The following is a 22,556-nucleotide window of genomic DNA, read 5'->3' on the forward strand; positions in this document are numbered from 1 at the left end:
TATATAACCATGCTTATTCTCCTTATGAACGCTAGTACCCTTTGTTTATTTTTCATATTAAAAGCTAAAATATATTTCACATAAGATTATATACGTTCTATTTTATCATCTAAAATTTTTAATTCAATATATTTTACTAAATTAGATTAAATTAAACAAAAAAGAAGGAAATCTTTTCATTTCATTCTTTTTATAAAACAAACATCTATTTACAATTCTCTTTTAGTATAAAGTTGGATTTTATAAGTACTTAAATTGCAAATTGACTATTATAGAGATTTGCATAAAAACCATTTTGTGCAAGAAGTGTTTCATGATTGCCTTGCTCAATAATTTTGCCATCTTGCATAACTAAAATAATATCCACATTTTGAATGGTTGAAAGACGATGGGCTACAATGAAACTCGTTCTGCCTTCCATAAGCTTATTAAATGCGCTTTGAATCTTAAGTTCTGTACGTGTATCAATAGAAGATGTCGCTTCATCTAAAATAAGCATTGGTGGCTTACAAAGCATCACTCTTGTGATACAAAGTAATTGTTTTTGTCCTTGTGATAACATCCCCCCTCTTCTCCAATAACTGTATCATAGCCATGTGGTAAACGTTTAATAAATGAATGAGAATGAGCTGCCTTAGCTGCTGTAATAATTTCTTCTTCCGTAGCATCTGGTTTTCCCATAACAATATTTTCTCTAATAGTACCTTTTTTAAGCCATGTTTCTTGAAGTACCATCCCATAGCTTTCACGTAACTCTTACGTGTTACATCTCTAATATCTTTACCTTCTACCAAAATGCTACCATCATTTACATCATAAAAACGCATCAATAAGTTAATAAGTGTTGTCTTACCGCAGCCTGTAGGTCCTACAATAGCTACCTTTTGTCCTGGTTTAATATGAATATTGAAGTTTTCAATAAATTTCTTCTTTGGTACATAAGAAAAGGCTAAATTTTCGCAAATTACCTCGCCTTCTACATGATTTAAATTTATGGCATTGGCTGGTTCTGGTACTTGTGCTTTTTCTTCAATGAGTTCAAAAATACGTCCTGCACAAGCAATAGCATTTTGAAGTTCCATAACCACCCCAGATATTTCATTAAATGGCTTTGTATATTGATTGGCATAGCTTAAGAAACATGATAAAGCTCCCACACTCATACGTCCTGAAAGTACTGTAAGAGCTCCAGTAATGGCAACGCCTGCATATACAATGCTATTTACAAAACGTGTACAAGGGTTCGTTAAAGATGAGAAGAAAGTCGCACGTAATGAATACTTTTGAAGGCGCTTATTAATCTCATCAAACTTTTCTATAGCTTCTTCTTCATGAGAATAAGCCTTAACCACCTTTTGATTACCTATAATTTCATCAATAAATGCTGTTTGCTCTCCTCTTGTTTCAGATTGAAGCTTAAACATTGTATAGGTCTTCTTAGCAATAAAACTAGCTACAAATAAAGATAAAGGTGTTACGAGTACGACTACAAAAGTAATGCCTATATTAATGCTCAGCATAAAGCCTAATGTACCTAAGATTGTTATAATCCCAGTAAAGAGCTGTGTAAATCCTAATAAAAGTCCATCTGCAAATTGATCCACATCCGTGATTACACGACTTACTATTTCACCTTGTGATTTGCTATCTAAATATTTAAGTGGTAAAATCTCAATTTTTTCAAAAGCTTCATTACGAATGTCTCTTACCACATTATAAGTCACCTTATTATTAATCATATTCATAAGCCATTGGGCGGCAGCTGTAATAATGACCACTATAACCACTAAGCCTAATGCTTGTAAAATGCTTGTGAAGTTCACGTTGCCATATACGATACCATCTATAGCTCGTCCTATCAAAATAGGCACATAAAGAGTTAGTATAACAATTAAAGTCGCTAAAAGTATAGAAAACCCCATAAGTCCTCTGTACTTTTTAATGTAATTTAGAACTTTTTTAAGCGTTTTTCTTTGAGAGGCTTTATCTATTTTTTTACTCATTCTTATGCCTCCTCTTTCTTAAATTGAGAATAATAGATTTCACGATAGACTTCACAGTCTTCAAGTAAAGTTTCATGTGTTCCTCTACCCACCATTTTACCATCATCTAAAACAATAATTTGATCAGCATATTGAATAGAAGATGCACGCTGAGACACTATAAATACAGTTGGCTTATATTCAAGCTCACGAATCGCCTTACGTAACTTAGCATCTGTTGCAAAATCTAAGGCAGATGTACTATCATCTAAAATTAAAATTTCAGGCTTCTTCACAAGAGCTCTAGCAATGCTCATACGCTGTCTTTGTCCACCAGATAAGTTTTTACCACCTTGCTCTATTTTTCCCTCTAACCCGCCTTTTTGTGCCACTACATCGCTTCCTTGAGCCAATGTAATAGCTTCATGAATTTCTGCATTTGTGGCTTTTTTATTTCCCCATTTAATATTGCTTGCCATATCCCCTTTAAATAGCACTGCTTTTTGCATAACGATACCTATTTTATTAAGTAGTGCCTTACGTTCATATGACTTAACATTTTTACCATCTATGAGTACTTCTCCTGCTGTGGCATCATAAAATCTAGGAATCATATGCACAAGTGATGTTTTTCCTGAACCGGTACCACCAATGATTCCTACAGTTTCACCTTTCTTCACCTCAAAATTAATAGCTGTTAATGATTCTTCACCTGCTCCTTTATAAGTTAAAAAAACATTTTTGAAGCTTACTACTGGAATATCTTCTCCTACATTTCCTACTATCTGGTCACCATGTAACATACTTGATTTAATCTCAAATACATCTGAAATACGATTGCCACATGCAATAGATTTATTTACTGTGATAATAAGTCCAGCAAGTTTAATAAGCTCTACTAAAATTTGTGACATATAGTTATAAAGAGCCACCACTTGACCTTGTGATAAAATTCCTTCGTTCACTTGAATCGCGCCAACCCATATAAGTCTTACAATGGCTACATTAATAATGACATAAGTCAGTGGATTTATAAGCGTAGCAATTGTACCTGCTTTCTTTTGAATATGTGTTAAAGCTTCATTATGTTTGTTAAAAGCTTTTAACTCTTCTTCCTCTTTACCAAAAGCACGAATAACACGCACACCAACTAAGTTTTCTCTTGTAGTACCTAATACTTGATCTAATCTTTGTTGTACTGCTTTCAGCATAGGAATATTTATAAGCATAATGCCAAATATAACAATAGATAATAAAATAATAGCAACGACGAAGATTACAGCCGACCTTGCATCAATTGTAAAGGCCATAACTGTTGCGCCAAGTACAACAAATGGCGAACGCAAAAACAAACGCAGCACCATATTCACACCATTTTGCGCTTGATTAACGTCACTCGTCATCCTTGTCATCATTGTGGCCGTTCCCAGTGTATCTACTTCTGTAAACGAAAGACTTAATAAGTGCTTAAATAAAGCTTGTCTTACACCTGTTCCAAAGCCAACAGCAGCCTTAGCAGAAAAATACTGGGCAGTTACAGAACAAGCAAGTCCAATTAACGCTAATAATACAAGTATTAAGCACATTCTTATAATGTATCCTACATTTCGACCAGCAATTCCCTTATCAATAATTGCGGCTACTACAAGGGGTACAAAAAGTTCAAAAGAAGCTTCCAACATCTTAAATAAAGGTGCTAAAACACACTCTTTTTTATAGTCCTTGAGGTAAATTAATAACTTCTTCACCTTGTCCATCCTCTCTTTTATTTTATATTAAAATTTCCGACTATTATCATACCACAATATGTACTATACGAAAATTATCAATACCGTATACTTAATATATGTTTTTTATAATTTTTTAAAACAGAATAAATTTTAAACTATTCCATTTCTTTATTTAAAACTTGAGCAGTATCAACTGATACTTTTAACATATCTACAATATCATTCATTGTAGCAACTTGTTCTTCTATATATGCTGACATTTCATCTGTTGATTTAGATGTGTCTTTCGCCATATCTGCTACCATTTGAATCATTTCATACATTTTTTCTTTAAATGGATGACCCTCTATAAGTGCCACATTGATTTCGCCTTTTTCCATTAGGTTATTAACCATTTCTTTGATAAAATTTAGGTCACTATGCATCTGTGCTATATAAGCATTTTTAATAAGTTTATTAGAATTTACATAACTTAATGCTGTACAAATTGCAATAATAACAATAGTTACTATTGCTACAATTCTTAATGTAATTCCTCTTTTCATGTTAATTAATCTCCTCCGTACGTTCTATGCTATACTCATCAATTTTCCATTCGCCTTGCTGCCTTAGCATTTTAAGCTGAATTGCTGTTTCATATGAAGTACCATTTTTTATTTCATAACCTGAAAAGAAATCTGAAGTTGAATTTTCTACAATAAGTACATATGTATAATCTACTATACAGGCTCCTTCACCTCCTATTCGAACTAATTGAATACTCTCCATATTTAGCTCCTCCACACTCATCATCAGTTTATTTTTAACGATATATGCATTGTCATTATCAATCCAATCATCCGCTGTAAAATACTCTTTGAGTGTTTCACTATAATACTCTGTTTCTGCCTTCACATCAGGCTTATAATAATTTCTACCCATTGCTGCAATAGTAAAACCTTCTGCACTAGACTTTATAGCGGCTGCATCCTCACAATCTTCATCGTAAAATAGATTGTTACCATCAATGTCTATAGAAAACACCTTCGTTTCTTGTTGAGCAAAATTATTATTGCATCCAGTAAGACTTACTATTACTCCCCCTAATAGAATCATCTTCACTCATTTACTCTTGATATTCATTTTTGTCTCCACATGATTATATTCCAATTTTACATTTTATGTAAAATATCTATGTATAATTTTATACTGAATTATATTTTTATAAGTCAATATACATAAATTTTATAAAATAATATTTTTATTCAAAATAAAAAGCATATCACATAAAGTGATATGCTTTTTTATATTTATCGTTATACGTCTACTTCTGAATCAAATTTTCTTTTAAAGCACCAAATGCCAATTGGCAGCATAATTAAAATATATGCTATTAAGCCAATGATATTATTTTTTACATCTGCAAAAGATAAGTGCTTAATTAGAATTTCATCAAAGCTTCTTGCATAATTAATAAGTGGCCAGAATGTTTTCACAAGGGCTACTAATGCATTTGGCATTTGATCGATAGGCCATACATAACCACATGTTAAGAATGTTGGTAATGATAACATATAAGCCACTTGTGTAAAGCGGGTTTTCTTACCTGTTAAACTAAATAAGATAATACCTACACAACTTATAGCTATTGCAAATAATGCACTTATTAAAATTGCTAAAGCGATACTTCCATTAAATATTAACCCAAACTTCCTATGTATTAAATAAATTGAAAAGGCACCTGAACTCATAAGGCATATTCCTGATAATACCATTTTAGCAAATAATTTAGGAAGTGTTCTTTTAGCTGCTACTTCTTCTGGATTTCTTGCCATTAAAGTTGCCATACTTGATAGCATAAGTTGCTGTAAGAATACAGCAAAGAGTCCATACATTAAGTAATTCATATAAGTTAATTTAGAATCATATAACATTCGTTCTCCAAAAGTTAAAGGAAGTGCCATACCATTAGCTTCATTTTCCTGCATACTGCCTGTTCCTTCTATAACTTGAATAGCAGCTCCAGCAGAGACTGTTTGGACAATACTTGCTGCTCCTGCATATAAATTATTACTTACAATGGCATTTGTACCATCTGTTAAAATTAAAACTTGTGATTGTTTACCTGTTTTAATATTCATACTAAGGTCTTGTGGAATATATACTCCCATATAAACCTTACGTTCATTAATAAGCTGTTCTAGCTCCATTTTATCCTTTGCATAATACTCCACAATAAAGCGTTCATTTTCATCAAAGTAACGTATAATTTTTCTACTTAAACTACTATTATCTTCATCTAAAACAGCAATAGATACGTCATTTACATAGCTATTATAATATGCCCCACCAATCCACATTGATAAGAATGGCATAGCGATAAAGCATACTAAAAGCAATCCTATTTTCTTAGTTGCAAAATCAATTTCTTCCCAAAGGCTCTTAAAAAAAGTGATCATCGATTATCTTCCTCCTTTGGTTTTCCCATATTACGAATAGTGATTCCAAGTGTACCTACTGCAATCATAATTAATGTATAAAGTACTAAAAATCTAATATCCGCACCAACATTTACTGTACTGCCTTTAAGATAAATATCTCTTAAATTATCACCATAATGTGTGAATGGAATAAATTGTGCCATCCATTTGTATGATGGAATCATAGAAATAAGTGGCCATGTATAACCTGCCATAATAGAGTTGGGAATAAGTAATAAACCTGATGCTGTCATAGCAACTACACGGTTACGTAAACATGCTGAAAGAGCTACCGCTAGTGCTGATACCGCAAACATAAACAACACGCTTAAGAAATATACAAGTGGCAGTGAACCTCTACAAGGAATTTTAAATATGTATACTTGCACAGCTACATTAATTAAAATAGCTATACTTCCTAATATGCCATAAAATATAACTTTACCTAAAATATAAGCAAGTTCATTACGTCTTTCTCCCTCTTCTTTACGTCTTCTGCGTACACATAAAACACCAGTTAATCCAATTCCAAGCTGGCAAATAACTGTCCCATAACCCGGTGTCATAAAGTAATTAAAACTTTTAGTTGGATTATAAAGCGTACGTGTCACAAAGCTAATTGGCATAGCTGTTGTGAAAGCTTCATCATAGCTCTTATTTAAACGATTTTGAATCTGCTTCACACTAGCTCCAACTCTCATTGAAATAAGAATTTCACTAGCCTTACTTTTTGCAATACTTGTAAGACTCATATGACTACCATCATAAATCATCATAACAGATGGCGATCTTAAAGCTGTTACATCTTCTGAGAAATTTTTAGGAATAACCATTCCTGCTCTTACCATACTTGAATTAATAAGCTCTTCAAGTTCTGATTGACTATCTATTTGATACTTTAAATCAAAAGCATCATTATCTCTAAAGTAACCTATCATCTGTCTACTAAGCTGAGAATCGTCATAGTCTACTATAGCGAAAGGTACTTTATCTATAACCCCCTTATTAAGTTGCCACCCTACTAAAAGGTTGACAACAATAGGGATAATTAAACATGTAATAAGCATAAGCTTATCTGATTTTAACTTACTTAATTCTTCTCTGATACTTCCTAACATCTACTCACCTTCTTTGCGTAAGCTTTCATAGGGTGTCTCATTATTCAGCCTCGTTGGCAAATTGAATGTATGCACTCATACCTGGTCTTAATGTTTGTTCAGCATTATCGATTTCAATTTTTACACCAAATGATACGATATCGAAATCACCATTTTCATTAGTTGCTCTTTTAATTGCAAAGTCAGGTTGTGCATTAATTGTTGTTACTGTACCTGTAAATGTTTGGGCTTTATAAGCTGGTACTTTAACTTGTACTTGTTGCCCTTGTGTAATTTTGCTAAGGTCAGTTTCTTTAACACTTACTTCTGCCCAAGTTCCTTTTAAATTACTTACGATAGCCATTTGTGAACCAGATGATACAAGTTCACCTTCTTCAGAATTGATAGTTGTTACGATACCATCCATTGGTGCTTTAATGACAACTTCTTTAAGATAAGCATCAACTTCCGCCACTGCTCCTTTAGCTTGTTGTACTAATCCTTCTTTAGCTTCTACGCCTGCTTGCGCTTGTGCGAGGAGCGCTTTAGAAGAATCTACACCAGCCATAGCTTGTGTAAGTTGCGCTTTTGCGGCTGAAAGTCCAGCTTCCGCTTGATCTACTCTTGTTTTAGCTGCTTCAAGTCCAGCTAATGCTTGCTCACTTGTTGCTGTAGCCGCTTTTTTATCTTCTTCTCTAGCACCTTCTTGTGCCATACTTAAAGTTTGTTTTGCTACTTCAAGTTGAGTTTTGATTTCATCTAATTTTTGCTGAGATACTGCACCTTTTTCTACAAGTGCTGCTACTCTAGCATAAGATGTTTTCATTAAGTCATATGCTGCTTGTGCTTTTATGACATCTTGTGTTCTTGCACCATTATCTGCTTTTTCTTTAACTGCCATTGCTGCTTCATATTGTTTTTGAGAAGCTGCTACACCAGCTTTTGCTTCATTTACTTTTCCTGCTGAAGCATCTACACCAGCTTGCGCTTTTTCAATTAAACTATTTGATGCATCAAGTCCAGCTTGTGCTTGTTCATATACTTTTTTAGCTGCTTCAAGTCCTGCCTTTGCTTGTCTTAAAGCCGCTTCTGCTTGTTGTTTCTTTGCCTTGATTTCATCACTTGAAATCTCGATAAGTGGATCACCAGCTTTTACTTCTTGACCTTCTTGTACATAGATTTTTACAATTCTACCTGGTACTTTACTATTTACATTGACTTCTTGTGTTTCAAGAATCCCCTGTGCTACTAATCCATCTCCAGCATCAAAGAACTTTCCGATTGCTGTAAGCTCTGCATCTTTAGTTCCATTGAACCCATATGTTAATATGCATAAAACGATTCCTAAGCAAGCTGCGATTGCAACTAAGTTAAGTAGTCTCTTTGCTTTAAACACTTCTTTTATATTCATATTTCTTCCTCCTATAACTATACGTTTAAATACTCTCATTTAAATTTAAGCATTTAGGATGCTATTCTTATGTATGATTAATATGGTAAAATCCCAATATCATTTAGATATTTAAGTCTTGATAAGTTATAACCATTTACAACTTCAATTTCTTTCTCTTCAATGTTTGTAAGATTTTCTTCCGCCGCAATTACTTCTACAATTGTTCCTGACATATCTTGTAAATTAAGTTGTTTAAGAAGGGCATTATCAAATCCATAACCTACTTCATATTTCACTTTTGCAATTTCTACATTTTCTGTAGCATCTTGACGAAGCTCAGCTGCTGTTTTTACAAGTTTTTTCATAGACTCTACTGTTGCATGTGATGTACGAATATCACTTTCTGCTTGAAGTTTTGCCTGGTTGATTGCGATTTTAGCACCTTGCTGTAAGAGTACAACTTCTTTATATTGATTATCACTGCTTTTGTAATTTGAAGCATTTACAGCAACCATTAAATCATCATAAAGCTCTGCTTGAACTTCTGCTTTTCTAATAGCTAATTGGTGACTAAGTCCGCTGGCAATACCTTGTGCTAAATCATATTCTTCATCTGGACTTGCTTCTACTTTTGCAACATGGATTTCTTTTGATAAATCCATGTTCATATTTTTCTTAAGTGCGATTAAAGCTGAGTTGTATTCTTTTACTTGTAACTCACGCGCCATAACTGTTGAGTTATAGTATGATTTAGCAAGTAACATATCATCTTTAGATTTCCCCCCTACTTTATAAGCAGCTTTTGCTAGCTCATATTGCACGAGTCCTCTTTCCATTGCTTTATCTTTTACCTTTAAGATTTCTTGTTGTTTTAAAGCTTCAAAGTAACTATTTTCAATGAGTAGTGCTACTTGATTTTTATAAATGTTTACTGCATAAGCTGTTACTTTATCTTGTGCTGTTACCATTTTGATCACAAGTTCCCCAAGAGGCTCTACTCTTAAAGATGAAATTGTGCTTACTGAAAGTTTATTAGCCACATTAGACATAGCAAATTGTACAGCTGCATCATATTGAGATTTACTTGAAAGATACTCTTGTGTACCTTCTTCTAATTTTTTTTTGACTTACAGCTAACTCATCACTTAAACCTGATACATATTGTTTAAGTGCTTCAACTACAGTAGGATATAATGCTTCTGCTTTATCTTTAACTAATGATCTTACTTGCTCCATTGTTGCACCTGGATATACTGGTAATACATGCGCTGCTAATGAATCTACAACATCATCCATTATTGTATTTCCAGCTTTAAAGTTAAATGTAACACCTTGAAACTCTTTTGATACTGTAGCAGGTGACATTCCTCTTTCAAGTGCTGCTTGTGCTGATTCTAATTGAGGTTGTTTTTCATATATTTGATCTCTACCGTCATTAATTACATAGCTTGCATGCGATAATGCCATTGTACTTTCGTTTAAGTTATTTCTTACTTCTTCTCCATTGCTTCCTACGAGTTTAGCAATGTCCGCTTGATTGCGAACTTGTTGCAGAACTAAACTATTTTCAAGTCCTTGTGATATAGCTTCATCTAAGGTTAAAAGTGTGCCTTTAATTTCTGCAATTTGCTTAGTATCTTGTTTTTGATTGTTTGTTACTGCCACATTAGTTGTAGTATTTTTTGCAGCTGGAGCTTGTGCGTAAAGTGTATTACTTACTAGTAATGTTGCGATCATTAAAGATGCTATTAGCTTTTTACTCATCTTTCTCCCTCTCTCTCGAAGTATTTTTATTTTTTAATCAAACTATTTAATCATAATTAACATTTTCATTTTTGTTATACCTCAAAAATAGACTACCGTCAATTATCTATTTGTATTTTTTACCTTTTTTTCGACAAAAAGAAAACAGTCGCAAAAGCAACTGTTTTTCTTTTTTGTTTCTTATGCATCTTTTAAAGCCTTAATAAAGCTTTCTACACCTTTTCTCGTAGTAGCCCATGAAGTTACTAAACGGACGGCTGTACGTTTTTCATCAATTTTTTCCCAGATTGTAAAATCAAAATCTTTTTCTAGTTTTTCAAGTATTTCATTTGGAAAAATAACGAATATTTGATTCGTTGGTGATTCACTAAAGAATTCATACCCAGTTTCCTTAATGGCCGCTCTTAAAAGATCTGCCATTTCATTAGCATATGTCGCTAAACTAAAGAATAAGTCTTCTTTAAATAACTGAGCAAATTGAATACCAAGGAGTCTCCCTTTAGCTAATAACCCTCCCTTTTGTTTGATATGATATCTAAAGTCTGCTTTTAAAGTAGGATTACAAATCACTAATGCTTCGCCCATTAAGGCACCGTTTTTAGTTCCTCCAATGTAAAAGGCATCTGTTAAACTTGGAAAATCTTCCATTTTCAAATCATTTTCTTTACACATTAACGCAGAGCCTATACGTGCCCCATCTAAAAATAAATAAAGACCATTTGCCTTACATACACTACTAATAGCTTCTAATTCTGCTTTTGTATAAATTGTCCCTATTTCAGTAGAATCTGAAATGTAGACAAGCTTTGGTTTCACCATATGTTCATCTGTATGTGTTGCTAATACCTTTAAAATTTGCCCTGCCCTTATTTTTCCATTTTCACTTGGTACTGCAATTACTTTATGTCCTGTCGCTTCTATAGCTCCAGTTTCATGAACACATACATGGCCAGTTTCCACTGAGATAACTGCTTCATGTGGTCTTAAGAAAGCTGAAATAGCTGTAAGATTTGTTTGTGTCCCTCCTACTAAAAGGTGTACATCTACATTTTCATCTTTTACTATTTCCTTAATTGAATGAACGGCTTCTTCTGTGTACGCATCTTGCCCATATCCTGATGTTTGTTCTAAATTTGATTTCACTAGCGCCTCTATAATATTAGGATGTGCGCCTTCACTATAGTCATTTTTAAAGCTATACATTACTATTCTCCTTTTATATCTATTATTTTTTATGTCTAGTATATCATATTTATGTCCCTACTAAAATAAAAAGACCATAAAGCTAGGCCAATCACCTAGTTTTATGGTCTTCTTTTATTTTTAATAATAGCCATATTCACAAAGAATTTCATAACAACTATTTACTTCGTCATCAGTGAAGAGATCGCCATATTGTGCTTTTACAATAAGCGCTTCCATTGTATATTCCAAAAGACCTGCTTCTTGAAGCTTCTCAAAATCATCAGATGTTCTACCTTTTCTAATGATTTCTTTAGCTGTTTTTACAGCACCAAACTTTTCTACTGTTTGAAGAAAACGAGTTGCTCTATAACCTGGGCATTCTTTTTCTGCTAACTGACAATTTTTAATGAGTTCTTCTTGAAATTGCTTTTCTACTGCTGACATATTCCACCTCTATATAAATTATAGTTTATCTGAGCTATCCACCTCAGATATGCTTTACTTTTATTATAACCACACTAGTCTTATTCTAGCAATTATTCATGCCATAACTTTCCACTCGCCAACGCTTTAACAGCTTCAAAAAAACCCAAATTTCTTACATATATTTTTTCGCACATAATAAAGAAGCTATCCATTTATTTAAATAGCTTCTTTATTAATATTAATTTAATCATTATTATAATGCTTTTTTAACCTTGAAGAGGTGTCCCACAATATTCACATTTCCTAATAGTTCCCTCTGCTACAATCATTTCAGCACCACAGCCTTTACAACTTATCACTTTCGTTCTAGGTTGTTTTCTAGGTCCCTGAGTATTAGCTCTATAAATTGGCGCCTTCTGACCTTGTAACATAATTTGTCTAATAGATAAATTTAAGTAAGCGCCTGGTAAGTAGCCTTTTTCTATCATCTTATTTAAGTCTTCACATACTACAGCATACGTATTTCCAGTAGCACGTGCTAATTCATCTAGTGATATAATATGCTGATTAACAATAAGGGCAATATACTGATTAATACGTAAGACTTGTTTCTTTGTTTTAGACCCTGTCCTCATTAAAACAATACCTAAAATAATTAAAAAACTTGCAGCAGCTACCGTACTTGTATCTCCTACTATAGCTAATCCACCTAATACAATTAACATAATCCCAAAACCATGTATAAACTTGCCTGACTTTATTGCCGCCTTATGATCCACCTTTAATCTTTTGTATAATAAATATATACCCACGGGCCAAAAAACAATCATTAAAATAATAATTGCAATCCATGATGGTCCGCTACCCTCTGGCATATAGTTATATCCTTGCCTATTTGCCTTCATCCACTCACTCCCCTTTACTATACTTTCTTCTTATGATAAGCCCCTAGCGCTCTTAATTCAAGTATTTTGTCCTTATCTAATTATAAGTGTTTCCTACATATATGTACGATAAGAGATTTTCTTGTCTTCCATAAGTTTAGTAAGCTCTGTTCTTTGTTCATCTTCTACCCATATATTAATTGATCCCATACTGTTTTTTCACTATTTCTCTTCTTTAACTTAAGCTGTAAAGCATAGCTGTCTCCCTTTTTATTAGGATACTTTTGCCATCTATAACCTGCAATATTTTCCCACTTTGAAAAATACACTAATGAGAGTATCCCATCTTCATATATATCTGCTTCATTAATGTTATAAGATATGCTAAGCATAACGACCAAAAAAACCACTCCACAATCATATATCCATTTTCTATTACATTCTCTACTAATGGTACACCATCTTTGAAGTCTGCCCAAACCATAAGTACTATAAAAAATAACCATATACCACCAACGACTTTTAAAACATTCCTAAATCTTTTCACCGCTGTAATATTTGCAACTCTTATTCTCATCAGTGATTGTATGTTTTTATGCTTTCTTTCTATGATTTGTACTCTAATTAAAGGCACTAATAAAATCAGTATTGCTGCACCATAAAGTATTTTACTTAAACTTGTAAAAAAAGTACTTCATCTTGTCTAAAGGCTGATACTATATTACCACCTAGAAAAATTACAAGTATGATATTATAGGCTAATCTTCTGTTTATAATTTTTGTCTTTAAATTTCTCTTATCTACTACCTGCTCTTTCAATTTGCTCACTCTATTTAATCTTTAAACTCAATTGAAAAACTTTAAAATGTCCACTTTCTTTTATCTACTATAATATGTCCTATAACATTTTCCAATGTCAATAATCCGAAAATTTGCATCATTTTAAAAACAATCTTCTGCTCTTTCTTTTAAAGTGATTAAATCTATAATCCTATACTTGGTTCTAGAACAACGTTCTATAATACCTTCTTCACATAACTGTTGCATTGTTCTTAGTAAATGACGATAACTTGTCCCTAATAATTCTGCCAGCTCTGTAAGATTTTCTTGAAACTCTCCATTTTCATGGGTTGATATAATATAAGCACATAAACGGTTTTCTAAACTATAAAGGATATTCATAGCATTGGATCTGGCGCTATAATCTAGTTTTTGTGCTAATCTTTGTGCAATAAAGTTCATAAAGTCTATATTAGTGCTTAAAACCTTTTTGCAATATTCTACAGATAGCCCAATACACTCCATAGGTGTAATAGCAATTACATTGGCTGTACTAATGCTTTCATGTAACATCATTTCCATATCCCCTACTGTTTGTCCTTTATTAAAGAAACTAAGCAGTAGGCTTCTCCCATTGGCTGCTGTAATACTTACTTTCGCTTTTCCTGAGATTAAAAATAATAGATATTCCATCTTTTCATCTTCTTTACAAAGATACTCTCCCTTTTTAAAAGATATATATTTGGCATTCTCTAAAGCTGATTGTGGCAGCCCTTCTATTGTTTTTCCTTTTTCTATAATTAATGCTTTTTCATCTTGCCTTGTCATTTTAATTTTTACTTTCTATAATTATTTTAATATTTTTTCTTAGAACATGACATATGTCATATTTATTAGAGTCCATTTTATACTATTCTATTACTCGGGTGACGAACTCCTAGTAATATTATGTCATTACTAGCGATTTTTAACAATGTCACATACAGCAATTTTGCTGTTATTCATAAATATTCTATTAGTTAAGTCGTTTAACCACCAACCAAATTCGGCTTAACTCTTATAAAACCAACCACCAAATAAAGAAGGAACTAAGACCACCATACTTAGCTCCTTCTTTTATATTTTTTTAAGAGTTTTAAGGAGGGGTCATGTACTATTTACTTGCAGTAATCTGTGGCTCTTTAGTAGCTAGTATGATTTCAATTAATGGCGGTCTTACAGATTTTTATGGTACTTATATGGCAACTGTAATTATTCATTTTGTAGGACTTATTTTTATTACAATATATTTAAAATTAAAAGGAGAAGCTTTCTTACCAAAAGAACATTTACCCTTTTATTACTTTTTAGGTGGTGCCATTGGCGTAGGCACAACTGTATTTAACAATATCGCCATCGGTAGTATCGGCATTTCAGCAATCCTTGCTTTAAGTTTGCTCGGACAAAGTGTAACTTCTATCGTTATTGATCACTTTGGGCTACTTGGTATGCCTACTGAACGTTTTAATAAGAAAAAGCTTATTGGACTTGGATTCGTTTTAATTGGTATTATTGTTATTATTTCATCTTAGGGGGTGTTTTTATGTTAGTTGCAATTATTGTATCACTATTATCAGGTTTTACACTTGTTACAGCCCGTGTCGCTAATGCTAAATTAGCAGAGAAAACAAGTGCCTTAACAAGTACCTTTTATAATTATGTAGTAGGACTTTTACTTTCAATCGTTGTTCTTGGCCTTTTAGGGCATAGCGAGCTACCTATTACAAGTATTTCAACGAATGTATGGATTTATACTGGGGGGGTAATCAGTGTATTCGTTGTATTTATTCAAAGTGCTGTAGCACCTAAAATTCCTACTTTTTATATGACACTTTTACTTTTCGTAGGTCAGCTCTTTGCTGGAGTAATTATCGATAGTATAATGGCACATAAGTTCTCTGTAGGACAAGTAATAGGCGGTTTATTCGTTTTATTAGGATTTACACTTAATTTAATGATTGATAAGAAAGCTTCTTCTTAATACAGAATCAGACAAAAAAGTTAGACCACGTAAAAATATATTTTCAAGAAAAGCAGCAAGTTCAATGCATTAATTGAACTTGCTGCTTTTTTATGCCTATAATAATCTTATAAATTTATACTATTACAAGGAGATTACTTATGAATCATACATTAAATGCTAAAAGGAAAGATGGCAATACCACTACACTTACTTTGAAATCATTAACACTTGAACATGTGAAGCAGATTCTAGATTTACAAGCGGAAATCATTGCTTCTATTGAAGACCCTCAGATTTACTTTGCTTCTACTCATGATGAGATTATGCATCATATTGAAAATCATCAAATACTCTTTGGTTACTTTACACCGGAGAATGAACTTATTTCTTTAATGGTTTATCTTAGACTCGGACTTGATTCTTCTAATTATGGTTATGATTTAAACCTCCCTAAAGAAAAACTGCTTGCAATAGGACAAATAGACACAGTACTTGTAAAACCTGATTTTAGAGGTAATAAAATTCAATATCTTATGTGTAAGTATGTGGAAGAAATTGCAAAACAAACTGGTATAACAATGCTTTGTGCTACTGCTTCTCCATATAATCCTTTTAGCGTAAATAACTTCTTAAGCCTTGGTTATGAAGTACGCATGGATAAACTAAAATACGGCGGACTTAGAAGATATGTCCTTGCTAAAGATTTATAATATTTTATTTACCTTGATAAAACGCTACTAAATTAACTGAGCTTGATAAATTAAGCTTTGCTATTTCCTCATCACTTTCACCACGATTTATAATCTTATCAGCTGTATCTGCATCTTGTAAAAGCTGTGCTAATATTGCATAGTCACCTAGTTTAGTCATTTGTTTTTCACTTAGGGGATCACTATGATATTTAATAAGCTGACTTATGTGATCAAGTTGTGCCACATCTATAGTCATATACTCAGGTAGTTTTTCTAAAACATATTTAGCGCCTTGTTTGGCATGATTACCGTCAGCATATTTACGAATATCATGTAAATATGCTGCAAGCATAAGCTCCTTTGCCTGCTCCTTTGTAAACCTTATCCCTTCGGCCTCTTCATAAGCTTTCATAAGTTCTAAACTTAAAAAGCTTACACGTTGCATATGTGCTATACGTTTTTTAATCTTTTCTCCATCTACTGCATTTGTCACAGCTATTTCATCAAAACTTTCTTTAATGAATTGATCTAGCTGATTTAATGTAGTTTCCATACTTTCTACTTCTTCATTATTTAAATGGTATTGCGTCTCAAATACGGTTTTTACACTATGTCCAGCCATTTGTACAGATTTACTTAAATGCGTTGTTACATGATTATATTGTTGCACAATAATTCCCCCTATGACTGCCAGAACAATGCATCCTATTACAATGCCTTTTTTCACCTTATAGTGCCCTCCTTCTTTTTCTATCCTCTCTACTATGTTCCCCCTAGCTTAAACTAACCTTAAATAAACTAATATAATTATTCCTCCTCATGATGATGATTTTTTGCAGCCTCTATTAACCATTCATAATACTGATCATATATAGCCTGACCCTCATCATTTAAGCTTGTTAACTTTTCATAAGTTTTAGCCTCTAAAAGTGCATTGGTTTTATCAAATAACCCACGTGTTGCTTTCACAACCTTTAATATTTTTTCATCACGAATAGGATTTAAACTTTTTGCCATTTCTTCTACTTCTAACAATTGATTATCATCCATCATTGTTAAATCTTCTACGGCAATTCCCATACTACTATAATTAATTCTGCTATACATGGTCTCCATAACTCCTTGAACAGCTTGCACAAAACCTCCATGAATTAAATCTGTATAGCCTGCATCATAAACATAAGGTTCTTGTACTTCTTCATTGCTGCTTTCCTCAAAAGTTTGAGATTGATTAGATTCCTCTACTGCTGTATTGCTTGTTTCTTCTTTTGTAGATGCATTCTTACCAACATTACCGCATCCTACAATGCTAAGGGTAACCAGTCCCATAGCTAATACTTTCATATATTTCTTCATTAGATATTTTCTCCATTACAAATAATTTCTAGCTTTAATAAAGCCCTAACTAGTTCCTCATACAAAACTTAGTTAGGGCTATTATAGTTTAATCTAATTTCTTATTCAAGATGGAATTCTTGCTAATCCTCTATTTTTAAATAATACTTTTAAACTTTACAATGACTTTAAATAAATCACCATCAATCACAATATCCAACTTACCATCTTGAAGCTCCGTTAAACTTTTAGCTATAGCTAATTCTAAACCCGAACCTTCTGTATGACGCGATTCATCACCTCTTTTAAATCGCTCTGTAATCTCCTGTGGTGTAAAGTTCATTTCATAAGCAGACATATTTTTAAATATAATGCTTACTTCTTCACCCTCTTCAATATCTATATACACTCTCGAATAAGGTGCAGAATACTTTAAGGCGCTGAGCCTTTTGATCTAATATAGCTATGTATTCCTGTTGTGTTTCTTTTAAAATCTTGTACCCCATTTCTATCACCCCATTTCTATCTTCCTTTCCACTGCTTTAATATATCATAGATGTTCTAAGAAACACCGATTATAATTCTTAAGAATTTCTTAAGTTTTTGACAAAAAGAAAAGCCTGCCTTAATAACAGCAAGCTTTTCTTTTTGTTTCTCTTAAGTTAAGTTCATGCCTAAGTCGCCACCTTGATGATGATGAAGCTGATTCATTACCTGTTCTACCCTTGCCCTTGCATCAGAACCTGACTGCGCTCCTCTAATGTAACTTACAATGTATTCCTTTTGTTCATCGGAAAGTGCAGCAAAATAATTCATCGCGTCCATATCTTGCCCTAATTGCATCATTAATCCTAATGGTAAATCTTCTGCTTCATTAAATTGTGACATAGTTTCCTCCAAATTATAAATATTATTCTATTTACTATTATAGAGGGTTTGGCTTATTTTTATGTGTGTTTCTCTACTTTTCTCTATTACCCCTAAACATTTTTAGTTTGCCTGTATTGTACAAAAACATTAAAACTGCCATGCCACAAATTAAGATGTAACCTAGTATACTCAGTCCATCTGGCACCTGTCCAAATAAGAAAAATCCAAATATTGCTGCAAAGATAACTTGTGAATAATCATATACAGAAATTTCTTTGGCTGGTGCACAACAATAAGCTGCTGTAATAGCAAATTGCCCACCAGCTGCTGCAAATCCTGCCAATAATAAAGTAATAAATTGATTTATGCTCATTGGATGATAATCAAATATTAAATAAGGTAATGTCACTAAACATGAAAAACTTGAAAAGAAAAATACGATACAAGGCCCTTTTTCACCTCTTTGTCCAAGCTTTCTAACGGCTGTATAAGCGGCACCTGCGCCTATCCCGCCAATTAAACCAATAACAGATGGCACAAGAGCCATATTACTAAAAGTTGGCTTAATAATAAATAAACTTCCTATAAACGCTACGATTACACCAATTCCTTGTACTAAATTAATTCTTTCTTTAAGGAATAAATAACTAAAGATAATCGCAAAAAATGGAGACATTTTATTGAGCATAGAAGCATCTGAAAGCACTAAATGATCTACTGCATAGAAGTTACACAAAATCCCAATTGTTCCAAATGTAGAACGAGCAATTAAGAGTCCTAAGTTCTCCTTATTATGAGATATCTTCATTCCATTTTTCTTTAAAATAATAAAAGCAAATATGGCCGCTACAACATTTCTAAAGAAACTCTTTTGAACTGATGGTAAATCACCTGATAATCTTACAAAAGCATTCATTAATGCAAAGCAAAATGCCGCACATAAAATATATATAATCCCTTTATACTTCTGGTTCATTTTACACCTCTCTAACCTTATATATTTCCCCTTTTTATGGGCTTCATCTTTTATCATAACAAAATAAATCTCTTAGGGCTATGTTAATATAAGATTTTTTATACTAGCACATAAAATGTCTGTAAAACAAGTTTTTACAGACATTTTATATGAATCTATTATCACAAATGGCAAATTATATATAATAGCTTCATCATCTATATTAACAAATTTATAATTATAAATTGATAATATCTACAACATCAAAACCAATATCATCAATAGCTTCTCTTAAAGCTGCATCATCTGCTGATGTTTCTAATACAGCATATTTACCTTCTAAGCTGACTTCTACTTCACCTGTTGAAAAGCTTGTTAATGTATCTTTTACATTCCCTGTGCAGTGGCCACAGCTCATACCATCAATCATAATTTTTTTTTCATAACTAATTCCTCCCTAGCTTGTTTACATATTTATTCATAAGGAAAATAGGCAAACTACTTTCTCTTATTATTACCATGATTTTTCAGTCTATACTTAATCTTTATCAAGCCTTAAAATTTCTAAGCCTTAAAGCATTAGTGAGTACTGAAACTGAACTTAAACTCATTGCAGCAGCCGCAATCATTGGATTCAAAAGTGGGCCTCCAAAAAGATGAAGTACACCCATAGCTACTGGAATGCCTAATACATTGTAGCCAAATGCCCAGAATAAATTTTGCTTAATATTACGTATTGTAGCTTTACTAAGTTTAATCGCTGTAGGGACATCTTTTAAATCACTACGCATTAAAACAATATCCGCTGATTCAATCGCTACATCTGTCCCTGAACCAATGGCAATTCCAATATCTGCTCTCGCTAGTGCCGGTGCATCATTGATTCCATCTCCTACCATAGCTACCTTTTTACCTTCATCTTGAAGACGTTTTACTTCATTAGCTTTGTCCTCTGGTAAAACTTCTGCTAAAACAATGTCTATACCTACTTGTTTTGCAATAGCTTGGGCTGTTCTTTTATTATCTCCTGTAATCATAGCTACTTTAATACCCATATCATGAAGTGTTTGAATAGCTTCCTGACTACTTGCTTTTAATGTATCTGCTACAGCTACTATGCCTAAAAGCTGGCTGCCCATAGCAATATACATTGGTGTCTTCCCTTCTGCAGCTAATCTATTACTTGTTTCTTCAAGCTCTGTAATAGCTATATTTTTTTCTACCATTAACTTTTTATTACCAAGTAACACATTTTTGCCTTCTATAATGACTTCAATTCCATGACCTGGAATGACCACAAAGTTTTCTAATTCTTTAAGAACTAATCCTTTTTCTTCTGCTGCTTTTACAATAGCTTCACCTAATGGGTGTTCTGAACCTTTTTCACTGCTAGCAGCTAATAAAAGAATATCTTCTGCTTGATATGCCCTTGTATTTTCTTTGGCTACAATAATATCTGTTACTTTAGGTTTACCTTCTGTTAAAGTTCCTGTTTTATCAAATACAATTGTATCGATTTTATAAGTTGTTTCTAAAGCTTCTCCGCCTTTAATAAGAACTCCCTCTTCAGCCCCTCTACCTGTTCCAACCATAATAGCTGTCGGTGTAGCAAGACCTAAAGCACAAGGACAAGCAATAACTAATACAGCAATAAAGATTGTCAGTGCAAACACTGGTGTCTCACCCATTACAAGCCAGAAAATAGCTGCAATAACTGCAAGTGAAATAACTGTTGGCACAAAGTAAGCCGCAATGACATCTGCCATCTTAGCAATAGGTGCTTTAGTGCCTTGAGCTTCTTCTACAAGCTTAATAATTTGTGCTAAAGCTGTATCTTTCCCAACTTTAGTGGCCTTATATTTAATAAATCCAGTTTTATTAATACTTGCTCCAATTACATTACTGCCCACTGTCTTTTCTACTGGAATACTTTCTCCTGTAATCATAGCTTCATCAATAGCTGTACTACCTTCAATGATCTCACCATCTACAGGAAGTTTTTCACCTGGTTTCACAATTACAATATCCCCTACTAAAACTTCTTCAATAGGAATGATTTGTTCATTGCCATTTCGAATAACTGTAGCTGTTTTAGGTGCGAGCCCCATAAGTTTTTTAATAGCTTCAGAAGTACGGCCTTTAGATCTAGCTTCTAAATATTTTCCTAATGTAATAAGTGCTAAAATAGTTGCCGCCGATTCAAAGTAAAGATGCATCGCATAACTAGCATCTCCATTAGCAATTTGAATCATACCATATAAACTATAAATAAATGCCGCTGATGTGCCAATAGCAATTAATGAGTCCATGTTTGGACTTAGCTGGAATAAATTTTTATACCCTACCTTATAGAATTTATACCCTACAGCTATAACAGGGAACGTTAAAATAAGCTGTACAATGGCAAAATTCATAGGATTCATCATAGGATTTATCATATGTGGCAATGGCATTCCCATCATATGTCCCATACTAATAATTAAAAGTGGCACTGTAAATCCAACTGAAATAATGAAGCGATAAAAAAGTAATTGATCTTCTCTATACTTTTTCACTTCTTCCTCCTTTTCTTCTTCACTAATTAAATTAAAACCAGCTTTGCTTACTGCTGCTTTAATTTGACCAATATTCGTAACACCTTCATTTACTGTCACATTTAATTTTTCACTAGCAAAATTCACAGTTACTTCTTCAATACCGTTGATTTTATTTACAATGCGTTCAATGCGGCTGGCGCAAGCTGAACAAGTCATACCTTCTATTTTGAAAGTATACTGCTTTGTTTGTTTTTTAAGTTTAAAGCCTGCTTTTTCAACAACTGCTGTAATTTTTGCTTCATCAATTTTAGTTTCATCATAAGTTACATTTAACATTTCTGCAGCAAAATTCACAGTTGCAGTTTTCACGCCGTCAATTTTCCCAACGACGCGTTCAATCCGACTAGCACAAGCTGAACAGGTCATACCTTCTATTTTGCTTGTTTTATGCTTCATATAGCCTCT

At 33.0% G+C, this 22,556-nt stretch carries 25 protein-coding genes; 3 read left to right on the forward strand and 22 right to left on the reverse strand.

Going from position 1 to position 22,556, the window contains the following annotated elements:
- Positions 1-250: 250 nt before the first annotated feature.
- From JCM14822_RS23710 to JCM14822_RS07025, 15 genes are all read right to left on the reverse strand, one after another.
- On the reverse strand, positions 251-562 hold the full coding sequence (locus JCM14822_RS23710; protein WP_330377386.1) for an ATP-binding cassette domain-containing protein: 312 nt from the start codon (positions 560-562) through the stop codon (positions 251-253).
- Positions 507-2,003, reverse strand: a complete 1,497-nt coding sequence (locus JCM14822_RS06960; protein WP_330377387.1) for an ABC transporter ATP-binding protein — start codon at positions 2,001-2,003, stop codon at positions 507-509. The genes JCM14822_RS23710 and JCM14822_RS06960 overlap by 56 nt, the downstream gene beginning before the upstream one ends.
- Positions 2,004-2,005: 2 nt before the next feature.
- Complete coding sequence (locus tag JCM14822_RS06965; protein ID WP_054740904.1) at positions 2,006-3,730, reverse strand: ABC transporter ATP-binding protein; 1,725 nt, start codon at positions 3,728-3,730, stop codon at positions 2,006-2,008.
- Between the two features lie 137 nt (positions 3,731-3,867).
- Positions 3,868-4,257 carry a hypothetical protein gene (locus JCM14822_RS06970; protein ID WP_054740906.1) on the reverse strand — a complete coding sequence of 130 codons (390 nt, stop codon included), beginning with the start codon at positions 4,255-4,257 and terminating at the stop codon, positions 3,868-3,870.
- 1 nt (position 4,258) lies between these two features.
- Positions 4,259-4,813, reverse strand: coding sequence for a hypothetical protein (locus JCM14822_RS06975; RefSeq protein ID WP_054740908.1), 555 nt, complete (start codon positions 4,811-4,813; stop codon positions 4,259-4,261).
- A gap of 194 nt (positions 4,814-5,007) precedes the next feature.
- Positions 5,008-6,150, reverse strand: coding sequence for an ABC transporter permease (locus tag JCM14822_RS06980; protein ID WP_054740910.1), 1,143 nt, complete (start codon positions 6,148-6,150; stop codon positions 5,008-5,010).
- Complete coding sequence (locus tag JCM14822_RS06985) at positions 6,147-7,289, reverse strand: ABC transporter permease (RefSeq protein ID WP_054740912.1); 1,143 nt, start codon at positions 7,287-7,289, stop codon at positions 6,147-6,149. The genes JCM14822_RS06980 and JCM14822_RS06985 overlap by 4 nt, the downstream gene beginning before the upstream one ends.
- Before the next feature lie 40 nt (positions 7,290-7,329).
- A complete protein-coding gene (locus JCM14822_RS06990; RefSeq protein WP_054740913.1) occupies positions 7,330-8,679 on the reverse strand; it encodes an HlyD family secretion protein in 1,350 nt (449 codons plus the stop codon).
- Positions 8,680-8,756: 77 nt separating this feature from the next.
- The gene (locus tag JCM14822_RS06995; RefSeq protein ID WP_054740915.1) at positions 8,757-9,710 is read right to left on the reverse strand and encodes a TolC family protein; all 954 of its coding nucleotides are present in this window, start codon (positions 9,708-9,710) and stop codon (positions 8,757-8,759) included.
- 31 nt (positions 9,711-9,741) lie between these two features.
- Positions 9,742-10,425: a hypothetical protein gene (locus JCM14822_RS07000; RefSeq protein WP_054740917.1), complete on the reverse strand. Its 684-nt coding sequence runs from the start codon at positions 10,423-10,425 to the stop codon at positions 9,742-9,744.
- A 180-nt stretch (positions 10,426-10,605) separates the two neighbouring features.
- Complete coding sequence (locus tag JCM14822_RS07005; RefSeq protein WP_054740919.1) at positions 10,606-11,628, reverse strand: threonine aldolase family protein; 1,023 nt, start codon at positions 11,626-11,628, stop codon at positions 10,606-10,608.
- A 120-nt stretch (positions 11,629-11,748) separates the two neighbouring features.
- Positions 11,749-12,054 carry a hypothetical protein gene (locus JCM14822_RS07010; protein ID WP_054740921.1) on the reverse strand — a complete coding sequence of 102 codons (306 nt, stop codon included), beginning with the start codon at positions 12,052-12,054 and terminating at the stop codon, positions 11,749-11,751.
- A gap of 248 nt (positions 12,055-12,302) precedes the next feature.
- Positions 12,303-12,941 carry a hypothetical protein gene (locus JCM14822_RS07015; RefSeq protein WP_054740923.1) on the reverse strand — a complete coding sequence of 213 codons (639 nt, stop codon included), beginning with the start codon at positions 12,939-12,941 and terminating at the stop codon, positions 12,303-12,305.
- A 164-nt stretch (positions 12,942-13,105) separates the two neighbouring features.
- Positions 13,106-13,321 (reverse strand): hypothetical protein, encoded by a 216-nt coding sequence (locus tag JCM14822_RS20110; RefSeq protein ID WP_172674785.1) that lies wholly within the window; start codon positions 13,319-13,321, stop codon positions 13,106-13,108.
- Positions 13,322-13,862: 541 nt separating this feature from the next.
- Entirely contained in the window at positions 13,863-14,528 is a 666-nt protein-coding gene (locus JCM14822_RS07025; protein ID WP_054740927.1) for a cyclic nucleotide-binding domain-containing protein, read from the reverse strand.
- Positions 14,529-14,848: 320 nt separating this feature from the next.
- Between JCM14822_RS07025 and JCM14822_RS07030 the strand changes: the two genes are divergently transcribed.
- The 3 genes from JCM14822_RS07030 (at position 14,849) to JCM14822_RS07040 (ending at position 16,412) form a co-directional block, all read left to right on the forward strand.
- A complete protein-coding gene (locus JCM14822_RS07030) occupies positions 14,849-15,271 on the forward strand; it encodes a DMT family transporter (RefSeq protein WP_054740928.1) in 423 nt (140 codons plus the stop codon).
- Positions 15,272-15,282: 11 nt separating this feature from the next.
- The gene (locus JCM14822_RS07035) at positions 15,283-15,720 is read left to right on the forward strand and encodes a DMT family transporter (protein ID WP_054740929.1); all 438 of its coding nucleotides are present in this window, start codon (positions 15,283-15,285) and stop codon (positions 15,718-15,720) included.
- A gap of 140 nt (positions 15,721-15,860) precedes the next feature.
- Positions 15,861-16,412: a GNAT family N-acetyltransferase gene (locus JCM14822_RS07040; protein WP_054740930.1), complete on the forward strand. Its 552-nt coding sequence runs from the start codon at positions 15,861-15,863 to the stop codon at positions 16,410-16,412.
- 4 nt (positions 16,413-16,416) lie between these two features.
- Here JCM14822_RS07040 and JCM14822_RS07045 read toward each other — a convergent pair whose 3' ends face one another.
- From JCM14822_RS07045 to JCM14822_RS07075, 7 genes are all read right to left on the reverse strand, one after another.
- Positions 16,417-17,121, reverse strand: coding sequence for an HD domain-containing protein (locus JCM14822_RS07045; RefSeq protein WP_054740932.1), 705 nt, complete (start codon positions 17,119-17,121; stop codon positions 16,417-16,419).
- 80 nt (positions 17,122-17,201) lie between these two features.
- Positions 17,202-17,750, reverse strand: a complete 549-nt coding sequence (locus JCM14822_RS07050) for a hypothetical protein (protein ID WP_054740934.1) — start codon at positions 17,748-17,750, stop codon at positions 17,202-17,204.
- Positions 17,751-17,886: 136 nt separating this feature from the next.
- Complete coding sequence (locus JCM14822_RS22490) at positions 17,887-18,183, reverse strand: ATP-binding protein (RefSeq protein WP_330377392.1); 297 nt, start codon at positions 18,181-18,183, stop codon at positions 17,887-17,889.
- A 203-nt stretch (positions 18,184-18,386) separates the two neighbouring features.
- The gene (locus tag JCM14822_RS07060; RefSeq protein ID WP_054740939.1) at positions 18,387-18,617 is read right to left on the reverse strand and encodes a hypothetical protein; all 231 of its coding nucleotides are present in this window, start codon (positions 18,615-18,617) and stop codon (positions 18,387-18,389) included.
- A gap of 73 nt (positions 18,618-18,690) precedes the next feature.
- Positions 18,691-19,575, reverse strand: a complete 885-nt coding sequence (locus JCM14822_RS07065) for a DMT family transporter (RefSeq protein ID WP_054740940.1) — start codon at positions 19,573-19,575, stop codon at positions 18,691-18,693.
- A gap of 217 nt (positions 19,576-19,792) precedes the next feature.
- Positions 19,793-19,984: a heavy-metal-associated domain-containing protein gene (locus JCM14822_RS07070; protein WP_054740942.1), complete on the reverse strand. Its 192-nt coding sequence runs from the start codon at positions 19,982-19,984 to the stop codon at positions 19,793-19,795.
- Positions 19,985-20,102: 118 nt separating this feature from the next.
- A complete protein-coding gene (locus JCM14822_RS07075) occupies positions 20,103-22,547 on the reverse strand; it encodes a heavy metal translocating P-type ATPase (RefSeq protein WP_054740944.1) in 2,445 nt (814 codons plus the stop codon).
- Positions 22,548-22,556: the final 9 nt, after the last annotated feature.

Origin of the sequence: Cellulosilyticum ruminicola JCM 14822, assembly GCF_001311925.1 — a bacterium.
GTDB lineage: Bacteria > Bacillota > Clostridia > Lachnospirales > Cellulosilyticaceae > Cellulosilyticum > Cellulosilyticum ruminicola.